The sequence below is a fragment of the Pseudomonas sp. CFBP 13719 genome, from assembly GCF_014842095.1.
Taxonomy (GTDB): domain Bacteria; phylum Pseudomonadota; class Gammaproteobacteria; order Pseudomonadales; family Pseudomonadaceae; genus Aquipseudomonas.
The window spans coordinates 651,542-667,275 of the sequence record NZ_JACYVB010000003.1; the positions used below are offsets into that span (position 1 = coordinate 651,542).

The 15,734-nt window shown below is 60.1% G+C and carries 14 protein-coding genes and 2 pseudogenes; 10 read left to right on the top strand and 6 right to left on the bottom strand.

Annotated elements, in window-relative coordinates:
- Window positions 1-25: 25 nt before the first annotated feature.
- From IFT57_RS13225 to IFT57_RS13235, 3 genes are all read right to left on the bottom strand, one after another.
- Window positions 26-1,429, bottom strand: a complete 1,404-nt coding sequence (locus tag IFT57_RS13225) for an aminotransferase-like domain-containing protein (protein WP_192151678.1) — start codon at window positions 1,427-1,429, stop codon at window positions 26-28.
- Window positions 1,426-2,739: a hypothetical protein gene (locus IFT57_RS13230; protein ID WP_192151679.1), complete on the bottom strand. Its 1,314-nt coding sequence runs from the start codon at window positions 2,737-2,739 to the stop codon at window positions 1,426-1,428. Before IFT57_RS13230 ends, IFT57_RS13225 begins: the two co-directional genes overlap by 4 nt.
- 332 nt (window positions 2,740-3,071) lie before the next feature.
- Window positions 3,072-4,085, bottom strand: coding sequence for a zinc-dependent alcohol dehydrogenase family protein (locus IFT57_RS13235; protein ID WP_122715562.1), 1,014 nt, complete (start codon window positions 4,083-4,085; stop codon window positions 3,072-3,074).
- A 230-nt stretch (window positions 4,086-4,315) separates the two neighbouring features.
- Between IFT57_RS13235 and IFT57_RS13240 the strand changes: the two genes are divergently transcribed.
- The 7 genes and pseudogenes from IFT57_RS13240 (at window position 4,316) to IFT57_RS13270 (ending at window position 9,954) form a co-directional block, all read left to right on the top strand.
- Window positions 4,316-5,230, top strand: a complete 915-nt coding sequence (locus tag IFT57_RS13240) for a LysR family transcriptional regulator (protein ID WP_122477722.1) — start codon at window positions 4,316-4,318, stop codon at window positions 5,228-5,230.
- 239 nt (window positions 5,231-5,469) lie between these two features.
- Window positions 5,470-5,769, top strand: coding sequence for a His-Xaa-Ser system protein HxsD (gene hxsD, locus IFT57_RS13245; RefSeq protein WP_122715563.1), 300 nt, complete (start codon window positions 5,470-5,472; stop codon window positions 5,767-5,769).
- On the top strand, window positions 5,766-7,253 hold the full coding sequence (gene hxsB, locus IFT57_RS13250; RefSeq protein WP_192151680.1) for a His-Xaa-Ser system radical SAM maturase HxsB: 1,488 nt from the start codon (window positions 5,766-5,768) through the stop codon (window positions 7,251-7,253). Before hxsD ends, hxsB begins: the two co-directional genes overlap by 4 nt.
- Window positions 7,253-8,487, top strand: a pseudogene (gene hxsC, locus IFT57_RS13255) (His-Xaa-Ser system radical SAM maturase HxsC). The gene hxsB and the pseudogene hxsC overlap by 1 nt, the downstream one beginning before the upstream one ends.
- The gene (gene hxsA / locus IFT57_RS13260) at window positions 8,484-9,092 is read left to right on the top strand and encodes a His-Xaa-Ser repeat protein HxsA (RefSeq protein WP_192151681.1); all 609 of its coding nucleotides are present in this window, start codon (window positions 8,484-8,486) and stop codon (window positions 9,090-9,092) included. Before hxsC ends, hxsA begins: the two are co-directional and overlap by 4 nt.
- Before the next feature lie 213 nt (window positions 9,093-9,305).
- Complete coding sequence (locus IFT57_RS13265; protein ID WP_192151682.1) at window positions 9,306-9,596, top strand: type II toxin-antitoxin system ParD family antitoxin; 291 nt, start codon at window positions 9,306-9,308, stop codon at window positions 9,594-9,596.
- 2 nt (window positions 9,597-9,598) lie between these two features.
- Window positions 9,599-9,954, top strand: a pseudogene (locus IFT57_RS13270) (type II toxin-antitoxin system RelE/ParE family toxin).
- A gap of 6 nt (window positions 9,955-9,960) precedes the next feature.
- On the opposite strand, the gene IFT57_RS13275 reads toward IFT57_RS13270, so the two are convergent.
- Window positions 9,961-11,211, bottom strand: a complete 1,251-nt coding sequence (locus IFT57_RS13275; protein WP_192151684.1) for an MFS transporter — start codon at window positions 11,209-11,211, stop codon at window positions 9,961-9,963.
- A 102-nt stretch (window positions 11,212-11,313) separates the two neighbouring features.
- Here IFT57_RS13275 and IFT57_RS13280 point away from each other — a divergent pair, with 102 nt between their 5' ends.
- The 3 genes from IFT57_RS13280 to IFT57_RS13290 all read left to right on the top strand — a co-directional run bounded on the left by IFT57_RS13280 (window position 11,314) and on the right by IFT57_RS13290 (window position 13,888).
- Window positions 11,314-12,282, top strand: coding sequence for an AraC family transcriptional regulator (locus tag IFT57_RS13280; protein ID WP_192151685.1), 969 nt, complete (start codon window positions 11,314-11,316; stop codon window positions 12,280-12,282).
- A 194-nt stretch (window positions 12,283-12,476) separates the two neighbouring features.
- Entirely contained in the window at window positions 12,477-13,340 is an 864-nt protein-coding gene (locus IFT57_RS13285) for a LysR family transcriptional regulator (RefSeq protein ID WP_192151686.1), read from the top strand.
- Between the two features lie 122 nt (window positions 13,341-13,462).
- Complete coding sequence (locus IFT57_RS13290) at window positions 13,463-13,888, top strand: VOC family protein (protein WP_122477711.1); 426 nt, start codon at window positions 13,463-13,465, stop codon at window positions 13,886-13,888.
- 8 nt (window positions 13,889-13,896) lie between these two features.
- Here the strand turns inward: IFT57_RS13290 and IFT57_RS13295 are convergent, their stop codons facing one another.
- Window positions 13,897-15,168 carry a type II toxin-antitoxin system HipA family toxin gene (locus IFT57_RS13295; protein WP_192151687.1) on the bottom strand — a complete coding sequence of 424 codons (1,272 nt, stop codon included), beginning with the start codon at window positions 15,166-15,168 and terminating at the stop codon, window positions 13,897-13,899.
- Window positions 15,161-15,478 carry a helix-turn-helix domain-containing protein gene (locus IFT57_RS13300; protein ID WP_192151688.1) on the bottom strand — a complete coding sequence of 106 codons (318 nt, stop codon included), beginning with the start codon at window positions 15,476-15,478 and terminating at the stop codon, window positions 15,161-15,163. Before IFT57_RS13300 ends, IFT57_RS13295 begins: the two co-directional genes overlap by 8 nt.
- Window positions 15,479-15,734: the final 256 nt, after the last annotated feature.

Consider the following 15,734-nt stretch of genomic DNA (forward strand, 5'->3'; position numbering starts at 1 on the left):
CAATCGGAAATGGACCGATGGTGGACTACACCTCATGCTCTTCCAGGGCCGCCGCCAACGCAGCGGCGCAGCGCTCCCACTGCGCCGCGGAGTGCCCGCAGCCATTGAGGCGCAGGTGTTGATGGCAATGGCCCTGCAGGCTGAAGATGTCACCCGGGGCGATCAGCAGACGTTGCCTGCGCAGGTCCTCGTGGACACCGCGCATGTCCACCGGGTACCGCGCCCGCGCCCATACACAGGCGCCACCGGCGGTACGGATCAGTTGCAATCGCTCGTCCAGCCGCGTGTGCAGGAGTGTGGCGAAGGCCGTTACCTGTTGCTGCAGCGCTTGTCGTTGCAGGTTCAGGTAATCGTCGTAGGTGCCTGCGCTGATCAACCGAGCGAGCGCCTTGTGGCGCAAGGGTGGTGCAGTGGTCACGCGTTGCAGGCAGTACTGCTGCAGTCGGCTCGGCCAATGCCGCGACAGCAGGTAGGCGAAAGGCGCCTCGGCGCCCATGACAGGTTGCAGCGAGCCGAAGATCAGCAAGCGTTGCGGTGCCACCAGTTCGCGAAAGCGCGGTACCGCCTCAAAGCACAGGTCGCCTTCGGTGTCGTCTTCGGCCACCCACACCCCGTGCCGCTCCAGCAGGCTGGCAATCGTGCGCTTGTCGGCGTCACCGATGCAGGTGCCGTGGGGGCCATGGAAAGACGCGCCGAGCACCATCAGGCGTACCTGGCGCCTGGCAAGCACTTCGCGCAGGCGCTGCATCGGCACCCGGCCGCGCTCATCGAGCACCAGCTCGATCACTCGCGCCCCAGCCTGCTGCAGGGTGCGCAAGATGCGCCAGCCGCACGGCACCAATACCACCACCACTGCGCCTTGCAGTTGCATGGCGGTCCAGGTCATGTGCAGCACGCTCGACAGGTCACCGCCCAGGTAAACATGGTCGGCGCACCAGTGGTGGTCCAGGCAACGGGTGTAGCGCGCCGCCAGCGCATGGCGCAGCTCCAGTTCACCACACGGCTGGACGATGCTCCCCAGCCCTGCCGGATAACGCCGGGCCAGCTCGACTTCGAACCTGAGCAGGGTTTTCAAGGCATCGGCCCGGGGCGGTGGTGCTGCACCACTGAATACGTCCACACTGGACTGGCAGGCGCCGGCAAGTACCTGTTGGAGCAGATCGGGGCTAACCAACGCGGGCCCGAAGGCTGTGGAGCCCCGTGCGTAGTAACCCGACTTGGCGATCGGCTCGATTCGGCCTTCGGCTTCGAGTAGCCCGTAGGCGGCCTGTACGGTGGAGACCGAAACATCCAGGGTTCGCCCCAGCGCCCGCAGGGATGGCAGCTTGACGCGCAGCCCTGGTTCGATCCCGTCGATCAGACGCAGCAGGTAACGGTAAACACCCTGATAGGCGAATGCGCCGGCCTTGTCCCTGGCAGCGCCGCTCATGGCAACCTGGGTCGCTGGTAGAGCCCTTGCAGGGTCGGCAAGGACAGCCCGCTGACCGATTCCAGCCACTGCGAGACCTGCGCTGAAACTCTTGAACCCCGCAGCCCGCTGTGCAGATGTGGAAGCGCTACTTGCATACCCGGATGGCACGCCTGCAGAAACGCCTCCAGGCGTGCCCCGCGATCGCTGAACGGGGCGTACACCGCACAACTCAGCTGCGCCGGGTCCATCCCGTACCACGTGGACAGGCGGGTCTGCATCTGTTCGGCAGCCCCCTCCACCTGTGCCCTGGGCAGGTGGGGTGCCGCCCGGGTCGGGTTCGTACCCGCGCGGCCGAAACTGGTGCAGAAGGCCTCCAGCCCCTGCTCGAAGCTGCCCCCGTGCAGCCACTGGCTGCGCAGTCCATACAGGTAAGCGAACCAGGCCAGTTGCGGATGCTGGATCTCGTGTCGGTCAAACAGTGGGAGCACCGGCTGGCAGCCCAGAAACTGCCACAGGGCCTCATCAGACGCCGACGGTTCACCGAGCAGATCATGCATACCCAGCAATCGCGCGTTGGCAGGAAGATCGCCGCGCTGGCCGCGGGGCATGCCCACGACGCCAGCACCCAGGCCCTGCAGGCAGCCACTGCCCTGCCAGTGTTCGCGAGGCACGGGCGATGCGCTCGCCCGGCGCCGCTCACGCATTGCCCAGGCAACGAAACGTCGCCGCTGCAACACCGGCTGGTCGAGCACGATGGCATCGGCCGCGGCCGAGTAGCCCACCAATCGCTGATAGACCCGTGCAATCGCTCGATAGCCCTGATTCTGCAGGTTGGCAGCGCTCAAGGAAGCGAATTCGTGGGCGGCGCTCAACAATTCGCTGCGGCAACTCGATTGCCGGGAGTTGCCGCCTGCAAGGCGATACTCGTACGGCCGCAGGGCATCGTCGGCGAACGCCAGCAGTTCGATGCGCGGATCGTCGTGCACAAACAGCGCATTGCAGGCCCGCTGGATGTTGCCGTTGCGGACATCGTCGAGCAGGGCCTGGCTGCTCACCGCCGCACGGATGAAGAACGTCGGTTGATGACGGGCAGCCAAGGTCAGTTGCGCTGCCCGCAGCAACGCCAGACCGCCATGGCCGGCCGTGCTCCCGCAGAGCCTGTAAACGACTCGATAGCCGCCCAGTCGCTGGGCGCCACCGGCGGCCGTCATCAAGCGCTGGATCAGTGGCTGTACCGCCACTCGCCGCGCTGGCGAAAAGGAACCGAGCAAACGCGACAGCACCTGCTGGTAGACGCGATTCATGGCTTGCTGGTGCATTGCGCTCATGGCTGCTTTCCGAGTACTGGCCGAGAACCCGCCGGACGACTGCCACACTTCGAAACGTGCTCGCACAGCCCCGGAGACGGGCATGAAGCGCGCATTATGAAGAGCCGTTTCCCAATTAAAAGATACAGAAAGCGGGCAACGGACAATGCAGATTGGCGGGCGCACGGCAAATCCGCACGAGCACCATGAGGCGCTCACGCCGGCGCCAGGCGCAATCGGATGAGTCTGAAAGAGAAGTGGAAAGGTCCTACAAAACTGCGTGAATCCGGGCTACTGACGCTTCAGAAAACAGGCGTCCCGCGCAGGAACGCCTTGGTTGCCGTGTCGGCCGGTTACAGCTGCAGCGCGATGCGCCCCCCACAGGGGCATTCGTCCATGGCCTTGTGCGCCTCGACGAACTGGTCGAAGGGATACACCTTCGCGATTTGCGGCACCAGCACGCGGTCTGCCGTCATCTGGTTGATATCACGCAGCGCGCGTTGCAGGGCCTCGGCATCCTGGACGATCCCCAGTTCCGGCTTGCCGAGAAAGTTGCCCAGGCAATGTACATGGAACTGGATGTTCTTCTGGAACGCGGCACACGCGGGAAACGGCGTCTGGTTGCCGCCCTGCAAGCCATACAGGATCAAGCTGCCACGCGGTGCCAGGACGTCGCCGAGTACCGACATCTGCGGCCCGCCCAAACCATCCAGAACCATGTCGACGCCGCGATTGCCGGTGAACTTGTCGATCTGCATGAGCAGGTCCTGTTCCTCGGTCACCACGACTTTCTCGGCGCCCAGCGACAGCAGGTAATCGCGCTCGGCCGGATTGCGCGTGGCGGCGACTACCTTCAGGCCAAGAGCCTTGCCCAACTGCACGAACGAAGGTCCGGCGCAGTGGCTGGCGTCGGTTACCAATGCAGTCTGCCCTGGCTTGGCACGGGCCAGTTCGGCGTACGCAAAGTAGGCGATCAGCAACGGCGTGTAATGCACCGCTGCCTCGAGCGGCGAGAGAATGTCGGGATAACGCGTAAGCGCCGTGGCCGGCAACAGAATCATTTCGCCATAGACCGGGTACTCGTTGGGGCTTTCTGCGGGAAAGCTGGCGACTTTGTCGCCCACCGCGAAACCTTCGACCCCTTCGCCCAGCGCCGTGACCACGCCGGCCATTTCCTGACCGAGGCCCGCCGGCAGGCGTGCTTGCGAGGGCGCCAGGTTCTGCCGCCACAGCACGTCGTACCAGCTGATACCGATCGCCTCGACACGTACCTGAACTTCGCCCGGAGCGGGCGATGCCACTGCATGCTCTTCGCACGTCAAGACCTGCGCCGGACCAAATTTATGAAAACGGATCGTGCGGGACATCGCAAACCTCGCCTTGTAAACCTCTAATGCCATGAACTTTATCTGGGCATTCGCGCTTAAGCTATCAGCGCCTGTTAATAGTCGACATGCTTGCCATTGATTCGACCCTGCGGCCGCTCTGCGCAGCCGCACGAGGATGACTCAAACCGAAATTTTCCGGTGCAGGGTAGCAGCCTTTGCCCTTAAGATTCACGCCTGCACCTCTTCTTCATGTTCCAGCGGGCCTATAGATGAACCGTAACGACCTGCGTCGCGTCGACCTGAACCTGTTGATCGTGTTCGAAACCTTGATGCATGAACGCAGTGTCACCCGCGCCGCCGAGAAGCTCTTTCTCGGCCAGCCGGCCATCAGTGCCGCCCTTTCACGCCTGCGCGGCCTGTTCGACGACCCGCTGTTCGTGCGCACCGGGCGCAGCATGGAACCGTCGGCACGGGCCATGGAGATCTTCGCCCTGCTGTCGCCGGCACTGGACTCCATCTCCACCGCCGTCAGCCGCGCCGCCGACTTCGACCCGGCCACCAGCAACGCGGTCTTTCGCATCGGCCTGTCCGACGACGTCGAATTCGCCCTGCTGCCCATGCTGCTCAAGCGCATCCGCGCCGAAGCGCCAGGCATCGTGCTGGTGATCCGTCGCGCCAACTACATTCTCATGCCCGCCCTGCTCGCCTCCGGGGAAATCTCCATCGGCGTCAGCTACACCGATGACCTGCCAGCCAACGCCAAGCGCAAGGTGCTGCGGCGCAACCGCCCCATGCTGCTGCGCGCCGACACCAAGCCGGGCAACCTCACCCTCGACGAGTTCTGCGCCCGCCCCCATGCGCTGGTGTCGTTCGCCGGCGACCTGAGCGGCTTCATCGACGAAGAGTTGAAGAAGCACGGCCGCACACGGCACGTAGTGTTGGCGGTACCGCAATTCAACGGCCTGAGCACCCTGCTCGCCGGCACCGACATCGTCGCCACCGTGCCCGACTACACCGCCGATTCGCTCACCGCTGCCGGCGGCGTGCGCGCCGAGCCGCTGCCGCTGGACACGCCGTCGTTCGAGCTGCACCTGGCTTGGAGGGGGTCACAGGATAATGATCCGGGGGAGCGGTGGTTGAGGTCGCGGATTCAGATGTTTTTTGGGGATCCGGATAGTCTCTAGGCGTTGTCGAGTCGGCTGTTTAGCTGATCATTTTGCTTTCCACAAACCATGGCACTGCAATTCTGGTGGATTGCCACCTGAGGCACATCTGGGATCCGTGGTTCAGATGATTTGAAAATAGCGGGTGCACCATCTGCAATGCTCGACAACTGCAGGAGATTGTAAAAAAGATGATGGCATAACGCCCTGGCAACCGGCAGAATCCACATGTTCTCAACGGATTTGAAGGACCGCTTCCGATGACATGGCAAGTCACGCTGCAACTAGATAGCGCAGCCTACCCGCTCAGTGTTGTGCAACGCACCGCTTATTCCCTGGCCGACATTGTCTCGATCCAGATCGGCATCGAAGCCACTCAGATAAGCCTCACTGCCCACCCCGCTGAGGCAAGGCTAACGTTTTCCCCTGAGCAGGCTCACTCGCTGATCCTCCAGCATCTAAACGACTTCGCCCTACGTGACCATATCCACCGCGAAACAGTAGGGTTGCGCGAGGTCCTGGCCCGAGCCGCGCTCGCTGGATGTGGGAATTGCCAATGACGTTGATTGCGACAGACGCCAAGCATTACCGCTTGCTGCCTTTTCGATTCATGCGCATGAACACGGGACATGACCGTGACATCCTGCTTACTTCCGATACCGGTGAGTATATGCACGTGAATGACGCGCAGTTACGAGCTCTCAGTTACTTCAACGTGCAACCAAGTACGCCTTTTTACAAGGACCTGCTGGCTCGCCATTTCATTTACGAACCGGGCCGCCACGACCCCTTCCCGGAAATGGCCGCGCAGTATCGCAGCCGCAAGGACTTCCTCTTCCAGGGCCCTGCACTGCACTTATTCGTGGTTACATTGCGCTGCAATCACACCTGCCAGTATTGCCAAGTATCGCGCGCGCCTCTGGGAGGATCCGGGCATGACCTATCAGAAGCGGATGCGCAGGCGGCAGTCGATCGACTGTTCGAATCGAACGCTCCCGCCTTGACTGTGGAGTTTCAGGGTGGCGAACCGCTTCTGGCCTTCGAGCGCGTCCGCCAGATTGTCGAATGGGTCGTTGAACGCAACGTGGTCGAACAGCGGGATATCCAGTTCGTCATTACCACCACGCTGCACCACCTGACAGAGGAAATACTCGACTTCGCAGAACTAAATCGCATCCAGTTTTCGACCTCGCTGGATGGGCCAGCGCTCTTGCACAATGCCAACCGCCCTACCCCATCCCGAGACTCTTACGAACGCACGGTAAAAGGCATCCAATGGGTCCGTCAGCGCCTTGGCCATGATGCAGTTTCCGCACTGACCACGCTGACTTCAAGAAGCCTCGAACAACCTGAAGCGATCATTGATGAGTATGTAAGCCAAGGCTTCTCCAGCATCTCGCTTCGTCCTCTTAGCCCTTATGGGTTTGCCACTAAGAGTGCCCATCGACTTGATTACCCTATTGAGCGATACCTGGCTTTCTACAAGAAGGCACTGGCCTATTTGCTGGATATCAACCAACAGGGTGTATACCTGTCAGAGAGTTATGCGAGCCTGTTGCTGAAAAATATCCTGACACCCTTCTCCTCCGGCTATGTAGACCTGCGTTCCCCTGCTGGCGCAGGCACTGCAACGCTCGTCTACAACTATGACGGTTACGTCTATCCCTCGGACGAAGCCCGAATGTTGCTGGAGATGGGTGAAGACGGGTTGAGGCTCGGTACCGTGCAGCAACCCTTGTCGGAGTTACTCTCATCGCCTGTTATGAACGCGTTGCTCGCCAGTGGTGTAGCAGAAGCGCTGCCGGGCTGCTCCGACTGCGCACTTGTCCCGTACTGTGGTGCTGACCCCATCGAGCACTATGCCCGCCAAGCTGACCCGATCGGCCACCGAGTGTTCAGCAGCTTCTGCAAGAAGAACATGGGGCTGTTGAAGCATATTTTCGGCCTGCTTGGCGATAGCGACGACAACGTACAGAGAGTACTGCTGTCTTGGTTGAACAGGCGCTCTTACAACGATGTCCGGTTCCCCGGTTACGGGGGCTGATAGTGATGCTGCGCAAAGATACCCACTTCGAAATTCATCACCTGAATGAGCCGAAACTGTTCAAAGTCATACTCTGGATGAGTTTATCGAGCAAGGCCTGGCTGTTTGTGCCGGAATGGCAGAGTTCGGTGACTTGCTGCTTTGGCTGCCAAACGAAGAGCGGCGACGGAGCCCCCATCTGCTCTCATTACCAGTGGGTGGCTTCCTGATCCCGGAGCCAATGATCGGCGACTTCGACAGCGCACGGCCACACCTGCACACCCCTAAAGATGCGGATGTTGTGCAGCCCGGCGATGTCATTGCTATCACACCAGGTAACGCGTTGGTGCGAGTGCTCTATCGACGAGGTTCAGACAGCAACCTGCTGTTCATGACCGATCGTTGCAACAGCCTCTGTTTGATGTGCTCGCAGCCGCCCAAAGATATCGATGACCGTTGGCATATCGACGAGAATTTACGGCTAATCGACCTGATGGACCCCGGCGAGGAAAATCTGGGAATCAGCGGCGGAGAACCAACGCTTTATCGCGCCGGCCTGCTAGAAATCCTGGCCAAGTGCAAAGCCGTTCTGCCGCAGAAATCTGTTCACATGCTCAGCAACGGGCGTCTGTTCCAAGATCCGAGCTGGATTGCAGCGCTTTCTGCCATCGGCCACCCTCAGCTGAGCTGGGGCATCCCGCTGTACGCCGACAATGCCGAAGACCATGACCATGTGGTGCAAGCTCAAGGCGCGTTCAGCGAAACCTTGCAAGGTCTTTACAACCTCGCGCGCGCTAACCAGATCATCGAGATACGCGTGGTGCTCAATCGGCTGACCACGTCACGCTTGCCAGAGCTCGCCCACTACGTGTTCAGGAACCTGCCCTTCGTGCGGCATGTTGCGCTGATGGGGATCGAAAGTACCGGCCTGGCCAGGAAGAACTACGAAGAATTGTGGATTGATCCGCTGGACTATCAAGAGCCGTTGAGCCAGGCCGTGTATTTCCTGTTCAACAGAGGAGTACCGGTTTCAATCTACAACTTGCCCTTGTGCCTGATCCCGGCCCACCTCTCGCGATTCGCCCGCCAGAGCATCTCGGATTGGAAGAACCTGTTCATCGATACCTGCCAGCAATGCGCTGCCGTCAAAGATTGCTCTGGTTTCTTCAAATCCCACACCGACCGTTGGCAAAGCCGCGGCGTACAATCACTATCGACCGAGGCCTTCAGCGCCTATGCAAGGAGTGCACAGTGAAATTGCTCGACCGCTGGAAAGTACTGATCAGTGGGATCAGCCTACTGCCAATGACAGGTATCACCCTTGCACAGGCGGGCCATCTGTCGCTCGCCGATGCGAATTGGCAACCCAACGATAAGCTACAGCCCCCGGTGTTTGCCGATACGCTCAATGCGCCAGACGCCGTCAACATCTATGCGGCACATCGCTCGCACAGTTCTCACCGATCCCATAGTTCGCACAGCTCTCACTACAGCGGCTCGGGTGGCTATAGCGCACCTCGCTATTACAGCCCACCCGCTACCAGCACTCGAAGCTACAGCACGCCGGGTGCTTCGAGCAGCACCCCAAGCCGCAATAGCCTTTATCAGTCGTCTGACACTACCAATGGTACAACTTCGAGCACTTCAAAAAGCCGCGCGACCAATGAGCAGAAAAACGACTTGGTCACCCGCGTGCAGACTGCGCTCATGGTGCGCCAGTATTACCAAGGCCCCATTGATGGGGTGATGGGCAAAGCGACACGTGGTGCATTGATGGCCTTTCAGATGGACAGTGGGCTGACCATAAACGGCCTGATGGATACAGCATCGCTGAATGCATTGGGTATCAAGATTCCATAAGTCGTTTCAGGTGGTGAAGGTCCAACTCCACACTGACCAGAATATTCACTGCACCCCTACGCCACCCTTTTTTGAGGTTGTGCGCATGAAGCAACGGGTGACCCCATACGCCGCAGCTCGTCAGTTCCAAACCTCAAGCCATGTGTTCGCAAGCAAAATGGCATAATATGCCAATGAGCGGAAGAAACTTCTTATCGAAAGCTGGAGCTCATGATGGCGACGCGAAACGTTGTGCTCACCCCTCACCAGGAACAGGTTATCCAAGACCTGGTGCAGTCCGGCCGTTATCAGAATGCCAGCGAAGTGATGCGAGAAGGTTTGCGTCTATTGGAACAGCGCGTCGCCGAAGACACTGCCAAAATTGAGGCCCTGCGTCAGGCGACCTCGATCGGCATCATGGACCTTGAGCACGGGCGCTTCACTCAGTTGAACGAAGGGGATCTGGATCACTACCTCGAGGACTTGAGCCTGGAGGCCACCCTCCCCGCGCGTGAGAAACGCTGAGCATGTCGCAGTATCGAATTCCAACGCGGCGCGCGCCGACATTGTCGACATCCTCAGGCTCTCCCAGACGCAGTTCGGCAATCAGGCACGCCAGCGTTACCAGGCGCTGATCCTTGCGGCGCTGCAAGCTATTGCCGGCACGCCTTTTCGCATTGGCAGCCACGACCGCGATGAGCTTGCTCCAGGCCTTCGCAGCTATCACCTCATCTATTCGCGTCAGCAGGCCAAACAAACCCACGGAACGGTCAAAAGCCCCCGCCATATCGTGTTCTATCGTGTGGCAAACGACGATGTGATCGAGGTCGTCAGACTCCTTCATGACGCCATGGAAGTGCGGTTGCACTTGCTGGACGACTGATCAGAATCACAGGTGCAGCGCAGGCTCCCGCTGGCCAACTCCGCGGCGAGAAGGAACGCGCACCCGCAGCGCAATCAGCAACGCAGCCAGCAGCATCACCACAGCCGCCGCCACGAATACACCTGAGCTGCCGCCGAGGCTGAACATTGCACCACCAGCGGCGGCGCCGGTGGCGATGGCTGATTGCACGCAAGCCACGACCATGCCTCCGGCGCTTTCCGCCTGATCAGGGACCGCGCTGGCGACCCAGTTCGACCACGCTACCGGCACCCCACCGAAGGCCAGGCCCCAGATTGCCAGCAGTACCGCCTGCCCCGGCACCGAGGCCGGCAACAACACCAATGTCAGTGCTGCAACGCCGACCAGTGCGGGCATCAGTACCAGGGTGGCCAGCGGGTTTCGTTCCAGCAGCTTGCCGGCCAACAGCGTGCCGACGAAATTCGCCGCACCGAAGCCCAGCAGCATCAGTGACAGCCCTTGAGCGCCGATGCCGGTCGTCCCTTCAAGGAACGGCCGAACATAGGTGAACATCGCGAAGTGGCCGCTGTGCACCAGCACGCAACCGAACATCCCCATGGCAATGCCCGGACGCTGCAACACCTCGAAAATGGTACGCAGTCTCGCCGGCCGCCGCGGCGCCAGGCGCGGCAAAGTGAACGACTGGAAAGCCAAGGTCACCATGCCCACCGCCGCCGCTGCAAAGAACGCGCTGCGCCAGCCATACAGCCCGCCCAGATAGCTGCCCAGCGGCACCGCAACGACCGTGCCGATAGCGATGCCGCTGAAAATGATCGATAGCGCCCGGGGCAACAAGGCAGTTGGCACCAGGCGCATCGCTACCGCCGCTGCCATGCTCCAGAACCCGCCCAAGGCAACGCCCAACAGGATGCGCATCGATAACAGCACCGCGAAGCTGGAGGACACGGCGACCAATAGATTGGAGGCGACCATCAAGGTAGAAAAACCCAGCAACACCCAGCGCCGGTCGATGCTGCGGGTCAGGCCAGGCACCAGCAAACCAGCGAACAGTGCCACCACTGCAGTTACTGTTACTGCCTGGCCAGCCAGCGCTTCGGATACGCCCAGGTCGGTAGCCATCAGCGTCAGCAAACTGGCCGGAAGGTACTCGGCGGTCAGCAATCCGAACACCCCCATTGCCAACGAGAAGACGGCCATCCATGCCGGCGTCGCAGGCTCTACGTCTGCGTCCATACCGGTATGGCGGTCGGATACGGTGTTGCATACACCTTCATTCATTGCTCAGGTCTCCCAATCTTGATTACGAGCGGAAGTCTAGGCGCCGAGATCTGGATGATCTATGATCCTGAGTCTCTGGTTTTTGACTGAAACACCTGAACGATGCGTGCAGATCAGTTTGCTCTTTCCTCGGATCTCATCAACGAACTGTTACGCGGCATGCGATTGCGTGGCGTCGAGTACCGGCGTATCCAGGCGGGCCCTACTTTCGGTCTGGGCTTCACGGAAAAGTCCGGGCACGCCTGGTTCCACTTCATCGCCGTCGGCACTGCGGTGCTGCAAATGGAGGATGGCAGCACCTACGCGCTGTCTGCCGGCAATGCCGTGTTCATCTCCCATGGCGCAGCCCATCAACTGTTTTCTCATCCGGATGCCCCTGTTCAAGACATCGACCGTCTGGACGGCGCACCGCTCGGTGATACCGTAAGCGCGGTGGACACCGGAACCGATGCCTGCGCCACGCCAAGCACAATCTTGTTCAGCGGTTGCATGGAGTTTGAGCTGGGCAGCCTCCATGGCCTTGGCCGGCTGATGCCGGGTCTGATGCTGATCGATGCCGGTGGCCAGCGTTACCCGGGGCTGGTGCCGATTCTGGCCACCATGGAGCGCGAGGTCAGCGCCGCCCGCGTCGGTTTCGCCGGTATCCTTGCGCGGTTGGCCGACGTGGTAGCTGCCATGGTCGTTCGAGGCTGGGTCGAGTGCGCCTGCGGCAATGCCTCTGGGCTCGTCGCGGCCTTGCGCGACCCACGCCTGGCAGGTGCACTGCTGGCGCTTCATCAACAACCGGGTCGGGACTGGACCGTCGCGCAGTTGGCCGAGTACTGCAATACCTCGCGTTCAGCCTTCGCGGAGCGCTTCCAAGTGACGGTTGGCATGGCGCCGTTGCGCTACGTGACCGAACTGCGAATGCGCCTTGCAAGCCAGTGGCTAACCTTGGACAGGCTGCCGATCGAAGAGGTGGCGCAGCGCTTGGGATACACCTCCCAGGCCGCGTTCAGTCGCGCATTCAAACGCATTACCGGCAAAACGCCTGGACTGAGCCGCAAGGTGAGGCAAGCCGAACGCAGGTAGTGGAAGCAACAGAAATAGCAGCTCGTGAACGCTGGTACACCCGGTGAAAACGAGGGGCGAAACGGGGAGCAACATGGTGTTTTTCTGGCTGTAATTGCCGCCCAGAAGTACAGCCAAAGTGCTTTTCGAGGACCAGGATAGTTTCTGGATATCCCGTCATTGCGCAACCATCCGACAACACACCAAGGCCCCCCATGATCCGAGAACTGAAGACCTTCATCTGCGTAGCCCAACGAGGCACTTTCGCCGCCGCCGGCCAGCAAGTCGGGCTGACCCAGTCAGCCGTCAGTGCGCAGATCAGAAGTCTCGAGGAAACACTCGGCGTCAAGCTGTTCGACCGCACAGGCCGCTCCGCCACCCTCAATTCGGCAGGCCAACGCGCCATACCAATGGCAGAAGACATCCTGCGCCTGTTCGAGCAGATGGGCGCGGCCGACAGTGCCAATGGTTTCCAGGGCTCGTTGCGCATCGGCGCCATCGGCACGGTTCAGACCGGGATCCTGCCGCAGGCACTGGTGGCCTTGAAAGCACAGGCGCCGTTCATTGAAACCCACCTGGTGCCAGGCGTTTCGTTGAACCTGCTCAGTCAGGTGGATGCAGGTGAGCTGGACCTGGCCATCATGATCAAACCGCCCTTCTCGCTACCCAAGGATCTGCAGGCCGAAGTGATCGCGCGCGAGGCGTTCGTGCTGATCACCGCCAAGGACATAGCAGGCGACGATCCGCTGCAGCTCCTCGCAGAACAGCCCTTCGTGCGGTATGACCGCGGATCGTTCGGCGGCCGCCTGGTCACCCAGTTTCTCAAGGAGCAAAAGATCCACGTTAGCCAAACCTTGGAACTGGATGAGCTGGATGCGATTGTAAAGATGGTGCGCAGTGGGCTGGGCGTTTCGTTGGTACCCAAGGCGGGTCTATGGCTCGAACATTCGGAAGACGTGAAAATATTGGAGCTGCACGACCTCACGTTTTTCAGAGAAATCGTGTTGGTATCCAAGTACCGACAAAAGCATTCACCGCTGTTCACTCTGTTTCGAGACTGCGTATTGCAGGCGGTATGAGGCTTACCGAACGCGCGATTCATCAGAATAATTGGAGCTCGGAACCCAAGATTTGCGCTTTTACTCGAGGTATTTCCGGATAAGAATTGATAAAAATCAAAACCAGTCCAAAGGAAATCAACGTGAGCCTTTCGCCCTTCCACCTTGCAATCCCCGTGTACGACCTGGCCGCCACCCGTCACTTCTACGGTGAGGTGTTCGGCCTTGCCGAAGGCCGCTCGAGCGCACAGTGGGTAGACTTCGATTTCTACGGCCATCAACTGGTCATCCATGAGCACCCCAAGACGGCTTCGCAGGAAAGTGTGCACAGCAACGCGGTGGACGGCCACAACGTACCGGTCCCGCACTTCGGCATCATTCTGGAATGGGCGCAGTGGGAGGCCCTGGCAGAGCGCTTGAGGGCGCGCGGAACCGAGTTCGTGATCGAACCCTACATCCGTTTCCAGGGCCAGGTTGGCGAGCAGGCCACCATGTTCCTGTTCGATCCCTGCGGCAATGCGCTGGAGTTCAAGGCCTTCAAGGACATGAGCCAGCTGTTTGCCAAGTGATCCATGGTTCAGCTGACTGTTGCTCGCAGCCGAGCAACGTTCTCATCAATACGGTTCTGGATCATGCGCAAGGTGTCTTGAGTAATGAGCTGCGGATACAGGTCCTGAGCAATAGTCGCGAACCGGCTGGCCACATCACAAATACCCTCGATCATTTTGCTTGCGGCAGCCGGGGCGAGCTCTGCTTCCTCGGCAAGCCGCAGCATTTGCGTACGTGAAATCGCCAGCGCCTCACCCATCACATCCATCTGGTGGTATCCGCCTGGTCCTTCGCAGAACGTCACGTCGTAGGCCGGCGACAATCGCCACTGACCATCGCGCGTCATGATGTAGGCAAAGTTCTTCGGGTGATCGTCCCGGTTGTTGAACGCGACATTGAAGACCGCACGCTCGAACGCCGTTGCCATCGCTCGCACGTCGTTGGTGCACATATGCGTCGCCCGCAGGAAGTTGACGTAGTCCAATACGCCCGGTGATCTATAGTCGGCCCCGGTAAAGGCTGCGAGGCTTTGCATCGGGATGCGCAGGCCATTCCGGCGGTCAAAACGCTTGCTGGCAAACGCCGCCAACCCGCCCGGCAGACTGAAGTACTGGGTCTCGGGCGTTTCGATCCCGCACATGCGCAGGCACTCGGCATAGACCATTTCAATGGCGCACACCTCCGCATGTTCGTCCTTGGCTGGAAACTTCACCAGCCAGGCCTCGAAACCCGGCATCACCGCCGTGGTGAATCCGCCCGTTGCCGGGTCGCGATGAACAAGCGCTTTGGGCCTCGCACCCTGAGGCGAGCCGCCCACCAGAAGCAGGGTCTGCAAGAACTCACCGCCGTCTCCCTGGAGCACTTCCTGCACTTGGGTTGCAAGTTGTTCCAAAGGAATATGAACATCGGACTCCTGCCCCTCGGGTACCACCGGCTCGAACGTCATGGCGCCCATCGCATTGCTACCGATGTAGGCCAGCCGTTGCAGCGTACCGATTCGCGCCGTGCCGAGCCCACGACGCCTGAACATGCGATCCATCAGCAACACGCCCCAGCCGTCTGGCAGCGCGTCGTAGACGGGTCCTGGCAGATGCCATTGGTGGTCTGGAAAATCCCGCCGCAATCGAGCACCTTTCAACGGCAGCCTGTAAGACGACAGCTCAAAGCCTTTTTCCCTGGCTTCATTGCTGTACTCGAACACGATCAGCGGACGACCCGTCAGGGCAGTGGTAGACAATAGCGTGCCCCACTGCCATCGCTCGCCCCAGCCCTCGTAAAAAACGTTCACCTGCTCAGGCATCGCCAGTCTTCCTTTTGGAGCGAAGACGTTTGGCACTGTTTTCATAGCGCTGGATGTCATCGATGCTTTCCAGCCTGGGCATGAACAAGTCATCGAGCTCCTGGGCTCGACCCAATGCCATCGCCACCCTGACCAGGTTCTCGAACCCGACATTGCGTCCGGCTTCAAGGTTGGAAACGGTGTTGGTGCCTATGCCGGCGCGCGCCGCCAGATCGGCCTGGGTCATGTTCAATGCCAGCCGCTCGGTGCGCAAGCGCCCGCAAAGGCGCTTGGCGATCTCGGCTGGCTTGTTGAAATATAAATCCAACATTGCGAAACCTCGGGGACTGTCTGGCGTAGTGACCCACATTATAGGATGGGCATGCATCCAAGGTAAAATTTAAATCCCTTATACTGTGGGTTATGTCAATTTTATCGACTTATGCCACAGCTTATTGGATTTATGATTTTTCAGGTCACATACAGTCCACATGACCTCGCCTCGCACCAGCACCCTGAGCGGACCTGAGCACGTCTTTGAAACGCATTTTCTACAGCATCAGGTCGCTCCGGCATGGGCCTGGTCT